Genomic DNA, 16,438 nt, shown 5'->3' with positions numbered 1-16,438 from the left:
GATGGCCGGTCCTCAGTCCAGCGCCACGCGCAGCGCGGCCGAGGCGCTCCACGGGCAGAGCAGCAGCGCCAGGCACAGGCCGGCGCCCAGCAGCGACAATTGCGGGCCGGCGCCCAGGCCGGCATGCACCGCCGCCACCGCGCCACTGCCGAAGATCAGCACCGGCACGTACAGCGGCAGCACCAGCAGCGGCAGCAGCGCGCCGCCGCGCAGGCCCAGGGTCAGCGCCGCGCCCAATCCGCCGACCAGCGCCAGCGTCGGCGTGCCCAGCAGCAGCGACAGCGCCAGCACGCCGATGGCGCCCGGCGTCAGGCCGAACTGCAGCGCCAGCACCGGGCTGGCCAGGATCAGCGGCAGGCAGCTGCTGAACCAGTGCGCGGCCAGCTTGGTGGCCACCAGCAGGGGCAGGGGATGGGGCGACACCAGCAACTGTTCCAGCGCGCCGTTGTCGTAGTCCTGGGCGAAGGGGCGTTGCAGCGTCAGCAGGATGCCGAGCAGGGCGCAGACCCACAGCACGCCGGGGCCGATGGCGGCCAGCAGCGCCGGGTCGGGGCCGATGGCCAGCGGGAACAGCGAGCCCGCCACCACGAAGAACAGCGTCGCGCCCAGCGTTTCCGCCGGCCGTCGCCAGGCCAGCCGCAGTTCACGGCGCGCCAACTGCCACAGCGTTGCCAGCATCGGCGTAGTCATCCATGTCCAGGGTTTGCATATCGGCGAAGGCCAGGCCGGGCGGGCGGTGCGAGGCCACCACGGCCAGGCCGCCGCCGGCCAGGTGCGCGGCCAGCGCCTGGTCCAGCAGGTCGAGGCTGGCGGCATCGAGCCCCGCGTCGGGTTCATCCAGCAGCCACAGCGGCTTGCCCGCCAGCACCGTGGCCGCCAGCGCCAGCCGCCGGCCCTGGCCCTGCGACAGCCGCGCCGCCGGCTGGTCGGCGCAGGCTTCCAGGCGCCAGGCGCGCAGGGCCGGCCCGGTGTCGACGGCGGGCGCGCCGGCTATCGCCAGCGCATAGCGCAGGTTGTCGGCCGCGCTCAGCTCGCCGCACAGGCCGTTGCCGTGCGACAGGAAGGCCATATGCGCGTGATAGGAGGCCGGGTCGCGGCGGATGTCGCGGCCGCGCCATTGCACGCCGCCGGCCAGCGGCCGCAGCAGGCCGGCTAGCATGCGCAGCAGGCTGGTCTTGCCGCTGCCGTTGGCGCCGCGCACCCGCAGCAGCTGGCCCGGGGCCAGCGCCAGGTCGATCGGGGCCGCCGCGCCGCGCCGGCCGACCAGGCCGACCGCGCGCAGGCCGGCGTCCGCCATGGCGTTGGCGCTGTCTGCCGCGGCGCCGGCGCTGTCCGCCGCGGCGTCGGCCAGGGCGGCGAAGGGCGGCTCAACGGGCCGCATGCGGGCCGTCCGGGCCGTTCAGGCCGGGCACCGACGACAGCTCGCCGGGCGGAATGTTGGGCAGCTTGTGGGCGATGCCCTTGTGGCAGTCGATGCAGGTCTTGCTCTTGTCGGCCAGGTAGGTCGAGTGCATGTTCTGCGCGCGCACGCTCTGGCGCGTGAAGTCCATGTAGTCGTAGTTGTGGCAATTGCGGCATTCCAGCGAATCGTTGGCCTTGAAGCGGGCCCATTCGTGCCTGGCCAGTTCCAGCCGCTTGTCGACGAACTTCTCGCGCGTGTCGATGGTGCCGAAGATCTTGCCCCAGACCTCCTTGGAGGCCTGCATCTTGCGGGCGATCTTGTCGGTCCAGTTGTGTGGCACGTGGCAGTCCGAGCACAGCGCGCGCACGCCGGAACGGTTTGTGAAGTGGATGGTGCCTTTCAGTTCGGCGTAGACGTTGTCGCGCATCTCGTGGCAGCCGGTGCAGAACTTCTCGGTGTTGGTGAACTCCATGGCGGTGTTGAAGGCGCCCCAGAACAGGATGCCGCCGATGAAGCCGCCCACCGTCAGGAAACCCAGGCTGAAGTGCACGCTGGGCCGGCGGATGATGTTCCAGTAGCGCTTGATGAGTTTGACCATGGCGGTTCCCCGTGCCTTACTTCTTGTCGGCCGCCGGGGCGGAGAGGCGCTTGAGGATCACGTCGATGTCCTGGTAGGTGTTGGACACCAGCGGCTTGGCCTCGGCCTGCGGCACATGGCATTGCACGCAGAAATAGCGCCGTGGCGAGACCTCGGCCAGCACGTTGCTGTCGCGGTCCATGTAGTGGGTCACGCTCAGCGGCGGCGCCTGGGTCTCCTCGGTGTTGACGCGGGCGTGGCAGGCCAGGCAGCGGTTGAAGTTCTTGTCGATCTGGTAGCCGTCGATGCTGTGCGGGATGGTGGGCGGCTGCATCGAATAGGTGCGCATCCGCTTGATGTCCTTGTTCTCGATCGGACTGATCAGCGGCGGGTCGGTCTCGTCGGCGATGGGCGTGGGGCCGCGCATCGGGTCCTGCACCTCGAACGGCGGCGCGGCCCAGGCCGCGATGCTACAGGCTGCGCACAATACGAAAGCGAGAGCGCGTCGGTTCATGGCTGTCTCCGGTGCGCGCGTCAGACCTTGACGATCTTGACCGCGCACTTCTTGAAGTCGGTCTGGAACGAGATCGGGTCGGTGGCGTCCAGCGTGACCTTGTTGATCAGCTGGCCGGCATCGAACCACGGCACGAACACCAGCCCGCGCGGCGGCTTGTCGCGCCCGCGGGTCTCCAGCCGGGTGCGCATCCTGCCGCGCCGCGAGATGATCTCGACCTCGACCCCGCGCCGCAGGCCCATGGCCTGCGCGTCATCGGGGTGCATGAAACAGACCGCGTTGGGAAAGGCCCGGTACAGCTCCGGCACCCGCCGCGTCATGGAGCCGGAATGCCAGTGCTCCAGAATCCGTCCGGTCGACAGCCAGAACGGATACTCCTGGTCCGGCGACTCCGGCGGCGGCTCGTAGGGCAGGGCGTAGATGATGGCGCGGCCGTCCGGGTTGCCGTAGAACTCGAAGCCGGCGCCCGGCTTCACGTACGGGTCGCTGCCCTCGCGATAGCGCCACAGCGTTTCCTTGCCCTTGACCACCGGCCAGCGCAGGCCGCGCACTTCGTGATAGGTGTCGAACGGCGCCAGGTCATGGCCGTGGCCGCGGCCAAACTCGGCGTATTCCTCGAACAGGCCCTTCTGCGCATAGAAGCCGAAGGCCTCGGCCTCCTGGTTGGCGTAGTCCTTGTCGCGGTCGGTATTCGGATAGCGGTTGACCTTGCCGTTGGCGAACAGCACGTCGAACAGCGTCTTGCCGCGGTACTCGGGCTTCTTGGCCAGGAGGTCGGCCGGCCACACTTCCTCGACCTTGAAGCGCTTGGAGAACTCCATCAGCTGCCACAGGTCCGAGCGCGCCTGGCCCGGCGCGTTGACCAGCTGGTGCCAGAACTGCGTGCGGCGCTCGGCGTTACCGTAGGCGCCTTCCTTCTCCACCCACATCGCCGCCGGCAGGATCAGGTCGGCCGAGATGGTGGTGACGGTCGGGTAGGCGTCGGACACGACGATGAAGTTGTCCGGATTGCGGTAGCCCGGCAGCCCCTCGTTCATCAGGTTGGCGGCCGCCTGCATGTTGTTGTTGACCATCACCCAGTAGGCGTTGATCTTGCCGTCTTTCAGCATGCGGTTCTGCAGCACCGCGTGCGCGCCGACCTTCTCGGGGATGGTGCCGGCCGGCAACTGCCAGATGTCCTCGGCGTGGGCGCGGTGCTTGGGATTGGTCACCACCAGGTCGGCCGGCAGCCGGTGCGAGAACGTGCCGACTTCGCGCGCCGTGCCACAGGCCGAGGGCTGCCCGGTCAGCGAGAACGGGCTGTTGCCCGGCGTCGAGATCTTGCCCGTCAGCAGGTGGATGTTGTAGACCATGTTGTTGGCCCACACCCCGCGCGTGTGCTGGTTGAAGCCCATGGTCCAGAACGAGGTCACCCGCAGCTTGGGGTCGGCGTACAGCTCGGCCAGGTCTTCCAGCTGTTTCTTCGGCACGCCCGTCAGCTTGGCGGTGTAGTCCAGGTCGTAGCGCGACACGAACCTGGCGAATTCGTCGAACGTCATCGGCTTGGAGCCGCCGGCATCGCCGGCGTTCTTGGCCGCCTTCTGCAGCGGATGGTCGGGCCGCAGGCCATAGCCGATGTCGGTGTTGCCCTCGCGGAACACCGTGTGCTTGTCGACGAACTCGCGGTTCACGCGCTTGGTCTGGATGATGTGGTTGGCGATGTAGTTCAGGATCGCCAGGTCGGTCTGCGGCGTGAAGGTCAGCGTCAGGTCGGCCAGCTCGTACGAGCGGTGCTCGAAGGTCGACAGCACCGCCACCTTCGTTTTGGGCGCCGACAGGCGCCGGTCGGTGACGCGGGTCCACAGGATCGGATGCATCTCCGCCATGTTCGAGCCCCACAGCACGAACACGTCGGCGCTCTCGATGTCGTCATAACAGCCCATCGGCTCATCGGCGCCGAAAGTGCGCATGAACCCCACCGCCGCCGACGCCATGCAGTGGCGCGCGTTCGGGTCCAGGTTGTTGGAGCGGAACCCCGCCTTCATCAGCTTGAGCGCGGCGTAGCCTTCCCACACCGTCCACTGGCCCGAGCCGAACATGCCGACCGCCTCCGGCCCCTTGTCCTTGAGCACGCGCTTGAACTGCTCGGCCATCACGTCGAAGGCCTGGTCCCACGACACCGGCGCGAACTCGCCATCCTTGGCGTACTTGCCGTCCTTCATGCGCAACAGCGGCGTCGTCAGCCGGTCGTTGCCATACATGATCTTCGACAGGAAATAGCCCTTGACGCAGTTCAGCCCCTTGTTGACCTCGGCATTGAAGTCGCCATGCGTGGCCACCACCTGGTTGTCCTTGACCGCGACGTTCACGCCGCAACCGGTCCCGCAGAACCTACAGGGCGCCTTCGACCACTTGAGCTTGGCCGCCTCCGACTCCGTCACGATGTTCTGCGTGTAGCCCACCACCGGAATCCCCGCCACCGTGGCGGCCGCGGCGGCGGCGGACTGCTTGATGAACTCCCTACGGGCCATTGCCATCGTCGATCTCCTCGTTCATCGCGGCCAGCGTGTCGGCGTGCTGGTACACCAGCGCCGATGCCAGCACGCCATCCAGGCGCTGGATCTGCGAGATCCGCGCCATCATGTCGTCAGTGGAGGGGGCTTCCAGCGTCACCACCAGCTTGCCGGTCTCGGACGCGCCATGGATCTCGGCGCCCGCGATCGCGAGCACCGCGCGGCGCACCTCGTCCAGCCGACGCGGCGTCGCATGCACGACCAGGCTGGCGATATGCAATTCAGGGGAAACCGGCGCAGCGGCCGGGGGGAAAGGATGCGCGGACATGGGGGCGGTTCCGTCGGTACGCATCAGCTGCCCGGAGGACCGGCAAACAACTGATAGAACCAGACAATGAAACCGTAGCCCGCGACGATGATCACCGTAAGAACGGGGGCCATGACCGCCGTCAGGAACAGAAAACTGCGCAGCTCCTGCGGCTTCGTGTAGCCATCAGACTCGTTTGACACACACCACCTCACCAGACAGTCGGGGTATTGCGTTTAACGTGCGGATGTCGAAGTTTTTAGCAGATGCCTTTTCAACACGCAATGTTGCAGCACAGCGCAAAACCCCGCGCCGCCGCTATGTACTTATATATATTGCGCAACCCAACCCAGAAAGAAACACCCCCCTAAAAACACCCCAGCACAAGCCACCGCGCAAGTCACCGCGTAAGTCAGCGTGTAAGTCAGCGTGTAAGTCAGCGTGTAAGTCAGCGTGTAAGTCATCGAGGGCCGCGCAGGGCGGCCCTCGATGACGGGCAATACAAAGTCTTCCAACAAAAAAATCCCGCCAAAAGAACGCCAGGATCCCCCGTCGTCCCAGCTCCCCAAGGCCAGCAAGAACTGTAGCCAGGGGCGTCGGCCCCCCGGCGGGCGCGGCCGTCCAGGGGGTGCCCGGCGGAATCCGAAGGCAGGCGCCGCAGGCGCCAACGAGGATGAGCACGGGGCAGTCCGGCCCCCGCGGGCCGGACCACCCCCGGAGGCCGCGCCCGCCGGGGGGCCGACGCCCCTGGCGGCCCAAGCAAATTGCCCTGAGCGAGCAATCAAAAACGGGCAATCAAAGAAAGACAATCAAAGACGTGCAATCAAAGACTAGGCCGATCGGATCACCTACCCGCAACCAGGCCTCGACACATCGAGCGCAAACCCAGCCGTTAGGCAACCGCCCCATAGATCCGCCGCGCCTGCGCAGCATCCGCCAGCGGCCGCCCCAAAGCAATCGCCCCTTCCACCGCCTGCCGCACCAGCTCCCCATTCCCCGAAGCCACCGAACCATCCCGCAGCTTCAGATTATTCTCGAACCCCACCCGCATATGCCCCCCGAACGCCGCCGCCGTCGTCACGCAGGCATTCTCCTGCGCCCCGAACGCGCACACCGCCCAGGGCAGCGAATGGTCATAGGCCGCCAGGAACGGCAGCAGGTCATAGGCCGACGACGTCTGCCCCACGCTGTAGCGCCCCAGCACGAACAGCACCGACCACGCGCCCGGCGGCACCAGCCCGCGCGCGCGCAGTGACAGCCAGCGCCGCACATCGCCCTCGTCGTACAGGATGATCTGCGTCATGATGCGGCGCTCGGCCACCCAGGCCAGGAACGCCGCCAGCTCGGCCTCCGCGATCTCCGGCACCGCGATCTCGCGCAGCCCGATCGACACCGCCTCCGGCTGCAGCTCGCGCACCAGCGCCATCTGCTCGGCCGCCTGGTACACGCCCGCCGCTTCGCTCGTCACCTGCACCAGCAGCTCGTCGCCCACCGCGCGCCGCACCGCCGCCAGCGCGTCGCGGTAGGCCTGCGCGTCCAGCAGATGGCTGCCGTCCGGCTTGCGCACGTGCATGTGCATCATCGCCGCGCCCGCGTCCAGGCAGGCGCGGGCCTCCAGCGCCAGGGCCTCGGCTGTCAGCGGCACGGCCGGGTGGTCGGCGGCTTTCTTGTAGGCGCCGTTGGGCGCCACCGTCACGATGACGGGCGACTCGGCCAGGGCCGGACGGGGAATGTTCACGGCGTTCATGGCTGGATCTCCGGCAGTTCCGGCGCGATCAGGTCCAGGCCCGCGCGCAACAGGCGGTCATAGCGCGCGCGCTCGGCGGCGATGGTTTCCGGCGTCCAGGCATAGAAGCCTTCGCCCGCCTTCATGCCGTAGCGGCCGTCGGCGGCGCGCTCGGTCAGGCAGCGCGCCGGATGGTCGTCATTGCAGAACGTCGGGTACATGGTCGCGCCCGCCGCCGCGTGCACGTCGATGCCGGCGTGGTCGCGCTGCATCACCGGCCCGGCCGCCAGGAAGCGGAAACCGAAACCGAAGCGCACCGCCGCGTCCACGTCCTCGGGCGAGGCGATGCCGCGGTCGATCAGGTTGAAGGCCTCGCGCGACAGCGCGTGCTGCAGGCGGTTGGCCAGGAAACCCGGCAGGTCCTGGCGCACCTTCACCGGCACGCTGCCGCAGCGGCGCATGAAGGCGATCAGCGCGTCGGCGCGGGCCTCGTCGCTGGTCTCGGCCATCACCACCTCGACCAGCGGCACCAGGTGAGCCGGCATGAAGAAGTGCAGGCCCAGCATGCGTTCGCGCGTGGCCAGCCCCTGGCCAATGGCGCTGATCGGGAAACTGGAACTGTTGCTCGCCAGGATGGCGTCGGGCCGCGCGCGTTGCACCAGTTCCGCAAACAGCGCCTGCTTGATGTCGAGCCGTTCCGGCACGCACTCGATCACCAGGTCGACGCTGGCCCAGTCCACCTGATCCAGGCTGGCGGCCGTGGCCAGTTGCGCCACCTGGGCCTCGCGGCCGATGGTCTTGAGATTGTCGGCCACGCGCGCCGGCAGGGCGGCCGCGCGCGCCGCGTCCGGCTCGATCGCCGTCGTGCGGCAGGCGGCGCGCGTCAGCACCACCGCCACGTCGGCGCCCATGGTGCCGCCGCCCACCACCACCGCATGCGCCGCGCCCGGATTGGGCAGGGCCTTCGCGTCCGTCTGCATGGTTTGCTCCTTGTTCTGAAACCGCTGTTGCATCTGCGTCTGTGTTTGCGCCTGTATCTGCGCGTGTGTCCGCGCTCGTGTCCGCGCTTGTGTCCAATTCGGCGCCGAGTGTAGAGAAGCTTGTTTGATTGATGAATCAGATTTTTTGGATAGAATGATCGACAAATCGGATCAATGGACAAGGCGCGGGGCGGTATGCAGATCAATCTCTCGATGCGCGATATCGACACCACCCTGGTGCTGGGCCGCACCCTCAACTTCCGCCAGGCGGCGGCGCAGCTGCACCTGTCGCAATCGGCGCTGTCGACGCAGATCCAGCGCATCGAGGACGCGCTGGGCGTGCGGCTGTTCGACCGCACCACCCGCACCGTGCGGCTGACGGCGGCGGGAGAGGTCTTCATGCAGCAGGCCGCGGCCCTGCAGGTGGCCTTTCGCGACGCCATCGCCGCGGTCAGCGGCATCGCCAGCGCCGAGCATGGCCAGGTGTCGGTGGCGGCGCTGCCGTCGCTGGCCGCGCGCCTGTTGCCGCGGGTGTTGATGGCCTATCGCCAGGCGCACCCGCAGGTGGCCCTGAAGGTGCGCGACACGCTGTCGGGACCGGCCTTCGACCTGGTGCGCGCCGGCGACGTGGACTTCGCGCTGACCGCCGCCGACCCGCAGCACGCCGACCTGCATTACCAGCCCTTGATGTCGGACAGTTTCCTGCTGCTGATTCCCGAGGCGCACTCGCTGGCGCGCGCCAGGGGGGCCGCTGCGCTGGGCCGACACGGCCAGCGCAGCGCATGTGTCGATGGTGCACCCGAGCAGCGTGCGCCAGTACACCGAATGGGCCTTTCTGCAGAACCGCATCCGCTTCACGCCGGCCTTCGAGGCCGAGCACCTGACCACCATCGTGGCCATGGTGGAATGCGGCTTCGGGGTGGCGGCGCTGCCCGAGATCGCGGCGGGCGCCGTGGCGCAGAACGGCATCGTGCAGCGGCCGCTGATCGGCCCGGTGGCCGAACGCTCGATCGGGCTGGTGACGGCGCGCAACCGCAGCCTGCCGCCGGCCGCCGCGGCGCTGGTGGCGATGTTGCGGCAGTACCTGGCCGAAGAGGCCCGCTGAGGCCGTGACCTTGGCAAGGCAAGGCGGCCGCCAGGTCGTGCGCCGTTCAGGCGCCGCGGCGCGCCTGTTCCGACGCCAGGTAGGCGTCGCGCGACGGCAGCAGGTGCTCGCGGCACAGCGTCATCAGCGTAGCGCGATCGCCGTCGCGCAGCGCGTGGATCATGGCCCAGTGTTCCTGGCGGGCGCGTTCGCGGTAATTGGCGGCGGCCAGCGAGCCGAAGCGGATCGGGTGGGTGCGGCGCGCGTATTCCTCGATGGCCTGGCCCAGCACCGCGTTGTCGAGCAGGCCGAAGAACTCGCGGTGAAAACGCTGGTTGCTGCGGAACACGCGGCGCGCGTCGCCATCGGCCACCGCGGCGTCATGCTCGCGCTGCACCGCGGTCAGCGCCGCCAGCCGCGCCGGCGGCACCGGCAGCGGCATCAGGCTGGCGGCGTGCACCTCCAGCACTTCGCGCAGCGCGTACAGCTCCATCACCTCGCGCGCCGAGAAAGCCCGCACCACCGCGCCGATGTTGCGCTTGCGCTCGACCACGCCCAGCAGCTCCAGCTCCACCAGCACCTGGCGCACCGCGTGGCGCTTCATGTCGAAGCGCGCCATCAGCTCGTCCTCGGTCAGCCGCTCGCGCGGATGCAGCCGGCCGAAGACGATGTCTTCCTCTAGCGCGGCGACCGCCGCCGCCAGGGCGTCGGGCGCTTGCGGTTCGAGGGCGGCGGGGGTGATGGCGTTCATGGGCAAGGGGAAGCGTTATTGCTTGGGCACGGTGTCGCGGGTGGCGCTGGCGCGCAGGAAGTCGAAGTCGACGCCCTGGTCGGCCTGCGTCACGGTCTGCAGGAACAGCTTGCGGTAGCCGCGCTCGGCGGCCGGACGCTCGACCGGGCCGGCCGCCATGCGGCGCGCCAGCTCGGCATCCTCGACCAGCAGGGCGATTTCGCGCCGCGCCACCGACAGGCGGATCCGGTCGCCATTTTGCACGTAGGCGAGCGGTCCGCCAATCGCGGCCTCGGGGGTGACGTGCAGCACGATGGTGCCGGCCGCCGTGCCGCTCATGCGGCCGTCGGAAATCCGCACCATGTCCTTGACCCCGGCGCGCGCCAGCTTCTTGGGGATCGGCATGTAGCCGGCCTCGGGCATGCCGGGCGCGCCGGTGGGGCCGATGCGCTTGAGCACCAGCACGTCGTCGGCGGTCACGTCCAGCGCCTCGTCGTCGATGCGGCGGGCCATGTCCTCGGCGTCCTCGAACACCACGGCGCGGCCTTCATGCTCCATCAGCTTGGGATTGGCGGCCGACTGCTTGATGATGGCGCCGCCGGGCGCCAGGTTGCCGCGCAGCACGGCCAGGCCGCCCACCGGATAGATCGGCGCGGCGACGCTGCGGATCACGTCCTGCTTGAACGGGGCGGGGGCGTCGTCCAGCTCTTCGCCCAGGGTGCGGCCCGAGACGGTCAGCGCGTCCAGGTGCAGCAGCGGCCGCAGCTCGCGCAGCAGCGCCAGCATGCCGCCGGCGTGGTGGAAGTCTTCCATGTAGTGCTGGCCGGAGGGCTTCAGGTCGACCAGCACCGGGGTCTCGCGGCTCATGCGGTCGAGCCCGGCCAGGTCGATGCCGATGCCCAGGCGGCCGGCGATGGCGGTCAGGTGCACGATGCCGTTGGTCGAGCCGCCGATCGCCAGCAGCACGCGCAGGGCGTTCTCGATGGATTTGCCGGTGATGATGCGGTCGGGCGTCAGGCGCGCGGCCGCCATGGCGACGGCGGTGGCGCCGGTGCGCTCGGCCACGCGCACGCGGTCGGCGGTGACGGCCGGGGCGGACGCGCCGCCCGACACCATCATGCCCATCGCCTCGGTCAGGCAGGCCATGGTGCTGGCGGTGCCCATCACCGAACAGGTGCCGACGCTGGCCACCAGCTGGTTGTTGACGTCGGCGATCTCGGGCGCGTCGATCTCCTCGGCGCGGTAGCGGCCCCAGTAGCGGCGGCAGTCGGTGCAGGCGCCGACGCGTTCGCCGCGGTGCGAGCCGGTCAGCATCGAGCCGGTCACCAGTTGGATCGCGGGCACGCCGGCGGACGAGGCGCCCATCAGCTGCGCCGGCACGGTCTTGTCGCAGCCGCCGATCAGCACCACCGCGTCCATCGGCTGGGCGCGGATCATTTCCTCGGTGTCCATCGACATGAGGTTGCGCAGGTACATGCTGGTGGGCTGCGAGAAGCTCTCGTGCACCGAGATGGTGGGGAAGTCCATCGGCAGGCCGCCGGCCAGCATCACGCCGCGCTTGACCGCCTCGATCAGCTGCGGCGCGTTGCCGTGGCACGGGTTGTAGCTGCTGCCGGTGTTGACGATGCCGATGATGGGACGCGCCAGCGCGTCGTCGGACAGGCCGGCGCCCTTGATGAAGGCCTTGCGCAGGAACAGCGAAAAGCCGGTGTCGCCGTAGTTGGTGAGTCCGCGCGCCACGCCGGTGCTGCGGTCGCCATCGCTGTCGAAGGGGCCCTTGGCGGGCTTGCCGCCCTTGGTCTCGTCTGCCATTTTTCTTCCCGATAATATTATTGATAATCCAGGGCTGTGATCATATCCACCCTTGGAAATGCCCGGCAAGCGATTTCCGTCGAAAGTTTTATTGATCTTGAAAAAAGATCAGTCGATAGAAAAATTCTGATTCATCAATCAAGAATGGCCTCCTACACTGGCGCGGTTGACGAGCCGGGCGTCCGTTCCATTCCTATACCCATCCCGGCAGGAGACCTACATGTCAGACCTGCGTCTGCGGCCCCGCCGCGCCTTGCTGCTTTCCCTGTTGGCCTTGTGTACCGGCGCCGCCGCGCCCGCCCTGGCCGCCGACGCCTATCCCGACAAGCCCATCCGCCTGATCGTGCCGTATCCGCCCGGGGGCGCCACCGACGTGATCGGCCGCGTGCTGGCGCAGGAGCTGACCGGCGCGCTGGGCCAGTCGGTGATCGTCGAGAACCGCGCCGGCGCCGCCGGCAACATCGGCGCCGACCAGGTCGCCAAGGCCCAGCCCGACGGCTACACGCTGCTGATGGGCGCGCTCACCAGCCATTCGATCAACGCGGCGCTGTACCGCGGCCGCGTCACCTATGACGTGGAAAAGAGCTTCGCGCCGGTGTCCATCGTCGGCACGGTGCCGCTGGTGTTCGTGGTCAATCCCACGGTGCAGGCCAATGACCTCAAGCAGCTGATCGCGCTGGCCAAGTCGCGCCCGGGCTACGTCACCATGGCCTCGGCCGGCAACGGCTCGCCGCAGCACCTGGCCGGCGAAATGTTCAAGCGCGCCGCCGGCGTGGACATCCTGCACGTGCCGTACAAGGGCAGCGGCCCGGCCATGACCGACCTGATGGGCGGCCAGGTGCTCAGCATGATCGAGACCGTGCCGGCGGCCCAGGCCAGCATCAAGGCGGGCAAGCTGCGCGCGCTGGCGGTGACCTCGGCGCAACGCGTCGAGGCGCTGCCGGACGTGCCGACCGCGGCCGAGGCCGGCCTGCCGGGCTTCGAGGTCAGCTCCATGTTCGGCATCGTCGCGCCGGCCGGTACGCCGGCCCCGGTCGTCGAGCGCCTGAACGGCGAACTCAAGAAGATCCTGGCCAAGCCGACGGTCAAGGCGTCGCTGCTGAACCAGGGCGCGATCGCCGAGTGGACCACGCCCGCCGATGCCGGCGCCCGCGTGTCCGCCGAACTGGCGCGCTGGACCAAGGTCATCGACGAGGCCGGGGTCAAACCGGAGTAAGCGATGCGGGCAAGGGGGGACATATGTCCCCCCTTGTTGCTTCTTTTACGCCACACGCAGGAAATGGTCACAAATTTTCGACGTTATTGTTTGCATGCTGCGCCGCCAGATGCGCAACAATCTCGAAGCCTGCATACCTCCCGCGAAAGATCCGTAGCGCCGGATCCGGGTGGCGGGAGACAGTTGCCAAGTCTGTTGAAATAATCCGCAATACAGCTGAAACGCTGTTCACGCGGGTGGTTGACCCCGAACTGACTAGGCCGTATGTTTCTCGCAGGCCTTCCTAGGATGGCGGGGGACACCAATGACTGAGACTCAGGACGAAAAATCGATCCTGTACCTGCATTTCGGTACGTCCAGCCCCTATTGGCGGTTGGCAGCCGACAGCAACGCGATCGAACTGGCCGCCGTCAAGGGCGCCACCAACATTGCCTTGGCGCTGCAGCCTGACCAGGCGCAGGCCATCCGCGCCCTGACCGGCATCACGGCCAGCCTGCGCATCGACATCGTGCTGTATGGCGACCCGATCCAGCTGCGGCTGGTCGGCCGCAAGATCAACCCCACCGAATGGGCCGGCACCGCGTCGGCCCACACCGACACCGACTCGGTCGCGCGCGACCTGGTCGAAGGCCTGTCGTTCGCCGAGACCGTGGTGTCCGAGGCCAACTCGGTCATCGTTATCGTCGACCAGCACGGCCGCGTGCAGCGCTTCAACAAGGTCAGCGAGGAATACACCGGCAAGCGCGAGCAGGACATCGTCGGGCGCAGCGTGTTCGAGATGTTCATGACGCGCGAAGAGGCCGCGGCCTCGCGCCGCAACATCGCCGAGTTCTACAAGCGCGGGCAGTCGTACGAGGTCGAGCGCCTGATCAACACGGTCAAGGGTCCGCGGCTGTTCCTGTTCCGCAACAAGTTCGTCACCAGCGGCAGCGGCGAGAAGCGCGTCTACCTGATCTGCTCGGGCACCGACATCACCGAGGAACGCCAGGCGCAGGAACGCCTGCGGGTGCTGGCCAACACCGACGTGCTGACCAACCTGCCCAACCGCCACGCCATCACCACCCGCCTGAAGGCGGCGCTGGCCGAAGGCGAGGGCGCCAGCGGCGGCGTGCTGTTCCTGGACCTGGACAACTTCAAGCGCATCAACGATCACTACGGCCACGGCTTCGGCGACCGCCTGCTCAAGTCGGTGGCGGTGGCGATCTCCAGCTGCCTGTCGCCCGGCCAGACGCTGGCGCGGCTGGGCGGCGACGAATTCCTGGTGCTGCAGGAAGGCGCCGAGGCCTGGCAGCTGGAAGCCACCGCGGCGCGCATCATCGAGCGCCTGCGCGAGCCGTTCCGCCAGGAACTGATCGAGGTCTACACCAGCTGCTCCATCGGCATCGCCATGTACCCCGAGCATGGCGACGACCTCGACAGCGTGGTGCGCAGCGCCGACATCGCCATGTACGTGGCCAAGGAGGCGGGGCGCCATACCTACCGCGTGTTCCAGCCCGAGATGGACCGGCGCAACGCCGACTACGTCTGGCTCGACACCAACCTGCGCAAGGCGCTGGCCGAAGGCCACCTGATGCTGTACTACCAGCCCAAGCTGGCCGGCCGCGGCGGCGAGGTCGACGGCGTCGAGGCGCTGTTGCGCTGGCGCTCGCCCGAGCGCGGCATGATCTGCCCCAGCGTCTTCATTCCGTACGCCGAGGAATCCGGCCTGATCTCGCAGCTGGGCGTGTGGGTGATGCGCGAAGCGGCGCGCCAGGCCGCGGCCTGGAAGCGCGAGGGCCTGGACCTGCGGGTCGCCGTCAACATGTCGGCGCGGCAGCTGGACGACAAGGGCGTGGTCAGCGAATTCATGCGCGCGGTCAACGATGCCGGCCTCGATCCCTGCCTGCTCGACATCGAACTCACCGAAAGCTGCCTGATCGAGGACGAAGTCGCCGCGATCGAGCTGATGAAGCAGTTCCGCCAGCTGGGCGCGCGCGTCCATCTGGACGACTTCGGCACCGGCTATTCATCGCTGTCGCAACTGGCCCGCATCCCGCTGGACGCGATCAAGCTGGACGCCAGCTTCGTGCGCGGCGTCAACGAGAACCCGGTGTCGCAGGCGCTGGCGCGGGCCATCGTCGCGGTGGCCCGCACGCTCGAACTAAAGGTGATCGCCGAGGGCGTCGAGACCCAGGAAGAAACCGCCTTCCTGGACACACTGGGCGTGGACGCCAAGCAGGGTTACCTGTACGCCAAGCCCATGCCCGCGGCCGAACTGACCACCTGGCTGGCGCAGCGGCGCCGGCTGCATCTGATTGCCTGACACCGCCGGCGCCCGCCGCGCTCAATGCATGGTCGCGTCCATCAGGCCCTCGGGGCCGGCCGGCGCGCGCCGGTTCTGCGCCATCACCAGGCGCTCCATGTAGGCGCGGTCCTTCGGGTCGATCGAGAAGGCCGCGTCGACCCAGTCCTCGGTGATGTCCATCAGCTCGGAGCGGGTCAGCTGCAGCACGCGCTGGCGCGCCCGCAGCATGGCGCGCATGCCATTGAGCTTGGGCCGCATCACGTCGATGAAGGTGCGGGTGGCCTTGTAGGCGTCGCCCGGCTCGAACACCACGTCCACCAGGCCGCGCGCCTGGAACCACTCGGCCGTGTGGGATTCGCCGCTGCTGATCAGCTCCTCGGCCAGTTTCATGCCCGAGCGCCGCGCCACCAGCGAATAGCCGCCCATGCCGGGGAACAGGTTGAAGGCCATTTCGGGGAAGCCCATGCGGGCGTTGTTCTGCGCCAGCACGAAGTGGTGCGCCAGCGCCGCCTCGAAGCCGCCGCCGAGCGCGGTGCCTTCGATCATGGCCAGCGACACGGCGCCGGTATCGAAGCCGCGGGTGGCGGCGTGCACGCAATCGACGCATGCCCGGGCGTAGGCGCGCAGCGCCTCGCGGCGGCCGGTGCGGATGGCCTCGGCGAAGAAGTTCAGGTCGCCGCCGACGTTGTAGATCTGCGGCACCAGCGAGCCCGTGACCCAGAAGTCGATGGGCAGGCCGGAGTCCTTGGCGGCGCGCGCCAGGGTCATGATTTCGTCGATCAGTTCGTGATTGAAGCAGGGGCGCGGCTGGGCGCGCAGCATCATCCACATGACACGTCGTCCTTCTTCATAGAACGCGGAGACTTGCTTCATATTGCCTGCGGCGGTAAAGGGATGGCAGTCCGGATGAATGAGTTGATTCATTTGCTTTCGTCCAATCGGTCAAGGTGAGTCGGAGTACTGCGGGGCCAGCCTAATACAGCCGGCGCCCCGTCCCGCTCATGCAAACCTCGTCCGACCGGCCAGAGTTATCCGTAGTGCAAACATCGGAGTGATTGTTTGAAAAACATTGCGATGATGGCGTTGCCGTCGTCCGCCTGGATGACGCGCGCCTCGCCGGGTTGGATGAGGACCGTCGCAAATCCGCGAAGGTCGGCGCGGCCGCCGCCGGCCCGCCGGACTCATGCAAATGGCGGGTGGGACGGCGCGGGGGCAGGGCGCCGGCGGCCCGGCGGGGCCAGGTCGTTGTGACGCAGCAACATCCGCCGCGGCTTCGAGGGTAATGAGAACAATCTCATATACAAATGAGATTCA

Annotated in this window: 14 protein-coding genes and 1 pseudogene; 3 read left to right on the top strand and 12 right to left on the bottom strand. The window is 68.2% G+C overall.

The genetic code is table 11. From position 1 onward, the window contains the following. Positions 1 to 12 precede the first annotated feature (12 nt). The 9 genes from ccmB to AOZ49_RS13750 form a co-directional block, all read right to left on the bottom strand. Positions 13 to 678: a heme exporter protein CcmB gene (gene ccmB, locus AOZ49_RS13795; protein ID WP_054475902.1), complete on the bottom strand. Its 666-nt coding sequence runs from the start codon at positions 676 to 678 to the stop codon at positions 13 to 15. Next, positions 644 to 1,297, bottom strand: a complete 654-nt coding sequence (ccmA, locus tag AOZ49_RS13790; RefSeq protein ID WP_054475950.1) for a heme ABC exporter ATP-binding protein CcmA — start codon at positions 1,295 to 1,297, stop codon at positions 644 to 646. The genes ccmB and ccmA overlap by 35 nt, the downstream gene beginning before the upstream one ends. Positions 1,298 to 1,367: 70 nt before the next feature. Beyond that, on the bottom strand, positions 1,368 to 2,000 hold the full coding sequence (locus tag AOZ49_RS13785) for a cytochrome c3 family protein (RefSeq protein ID WP_054432198.1): 633 nt from the start codon (positions 1,998 to 2,000) through the stop codon (positions 1,368 to 1,370). Positions 2,001 to 2,016: 16 nt separating this feature from the next. Then, entirely contained in the window at positions 2,017 to 2,493 is a 477-nt protein-coding gene (locus tag AOZ49_RS13780; protein ID WP_054432197.1) for a nitrate reductase cytochrome c-type subunit, read from the bottom strand. Positions 2,494 to 2,513: 20 nt separating this feature from the next. Further along, positions 2,514 to 5,009, bottom strand: a complete 2,496-nt coding sequence (napA, locus tag AOZ49_RS13775) for a periplasmic nitrate reductase subunit alpha (protein ID WP_054475900.1) — start codon at positions 5,007 to 5,009, stop codon at positions 2,514 to 2,516. Next, positions 4,993 to 5,313, bottom strand: a complete 321-nt coding sequence (locus AOZ49_RS13770) for a chaperone NapD (protein WP_054475898.1) — start codon at positions 5,311 to 5,313, stop codon at positions 4,993 to 4,995. Before AOZ49_RS13770 ends, napA begins: the two co-directional genes overlap by 17 nt. A 23-nt stretch (positions 5,314 to 5,336) precedes the next feature. Beyond that, the gene (gene napE, locus AOZ49_RS13765) at positions 5,337 to 5,495 is read right to left on the bottom strand and encodes a periplasmic nitrate reductase, NapE protein (RefSeq protein WP_054432195.1); all 159 of its coding nucleotides are present in this window, start codon (positions 5,493 to 5,495) and stop codon (positions 5,337 to 5,339) included. A gap of 689 nt (positions 5,496 to 6,184) precedes the next feature. Then, on the bottom strand, positions 6,185 to 7,039 hold the full coding sequence (locus AOZ49_RS13755; protein ID WP_054475894.1) for a beta-keto acid cleavage family enzyme: 855 nt from the start codon (positions 7,037 to 7,039) through the stop codon (positions 6,185 to 6,187). Continuing rightward, entirely contained in the window at positions 7,036 to 7,998 is a 963-nt protein-coding gene (locus tag AOZ49_RS13750) for a 3-hydroxyacyl-CoA dehydrogenase family protein (protein WP_054475941.1), read from the bottom strand. The genes AOZ49_RS13755 and AOZ49_RS13750 overlap by 4 nt, the downstream gene beginning before the upstream one ends. Before the next feature lie 195 nt (positions 7,999 to 8,193). On the opposite strand from AOZ49_RS13750, the pseudogene AOZ49_RS13745 reads away from it, so the two are divergent. Then, a pseudogene (locus AOZ49_RS13745) lies at positions 8,194 to 9,103 on the top strand (LysR family transcriptional regulator). Positions 9,104 to 9,149: 46 nt separating this feature from the next. Here the strand turns inward: AOZ49_RS13745 and AOZ49_RS13740 are convergent. Together AOZ49_RS13740 and AOZ49_RS13735 are read right to left on the bottom strand one after the other, a co-directional pair. Beyond that, positions 9,150 to 9,833 carry a GntR family transcriptional regulator gene (locus AOZ49_RS13740; RefSeq protein WP_054475892.1) on the bottom strand — a complete coding sequence of 228 codons (684 nt, stop codon included), beginning with the start codon at positions 9,831 to 9,833 and terminating at the stop codon, positions 9,150 to 9,152. A 15-nt stretch (positions 9,834 to 9,848) separates the two neighbouring features. Continuing rightward, positions 9,849 to 11,624: an IlvD/Edd family dehydratase gene (locus AOZ49_RS13735; RefSeq protein WP_054475890.1), complete on the bottom strand. Its 1,776-nt coding sequence runs from the start codon at positions 11,622 to 11,624 to the stop codon at positions 9,849 to 9,851. Between the two features lie 220 nt (positions 11,625 to 11,844). On the opposite strand from AOZ49_RS13735, the gene AOZ49_RS13730 reads away from it, so the two are divergent. Both AOZ49_RS13730 and pdeR read left to right on the top strand, forming a co-directional pair. Further along, positions 11,845 to 12,840, top strand: coding sequence for a tripartite tricarboxylate transporter substrate binding protein (locus tag AOZ49_RS13730; RefSeq protein ID WP_054432191.1), 996 nt, complete (start codon positions 11,845 to 11,847; stop codon positions 12,838 to 12,840). A gap of 304 nt (positions 12,841 to 13,144) precedes the next feature. Further along, positions 13,145 to 15,142: a cyclic di-GMP phosphodiesterase gene (pdeR, locus tag AOZ49_RS13725; protein WP_054432190.1), complete on the top strand. Its 1,998-nt coding sequence runs from the start codon at positions 13,145 to 13,147 to the stop codon at positions 15,140 to 15,142. A gap of 21 nt (positions 15,143 to 15,163) precedes the next feature. On the opposite strand, the gene AOZ49_RS13720 is transcribed toward pdeR, so the two are convergent. Beyond that, positions 15,164 to 16,048, bottom strand: a complete 885-nt coding sequence (locus tag AOZ49_RS13720) for a crotonase/enoyl-CoA hydratase family protein (RefSeq protein ID WP_054475887.1) — start codon at positions 16,046 to 16,048, stop codon at positions 15,164 to 15,166. Between the last annotated feature and the right edge of the window lie 390 nt (positions 16,049 to 16,438).

It is taken from the genome of Achromobacter sp. 2789STDY5608615, assembly GCF_001298995.1.
GTDB classification, from domain to species: domain Bacteria; phylum Pseudomonadota; class Gammaproteobacteria; order Burkholderiales; family Burkholderiaceae_B; genus Achromobacter; species Achromobacter insuavis.
The sequence above is the reverse complement of the archived record's forward strand: the minus strand, read 5'-3'. Positions and strand labels throughout refer to the sequence as shown.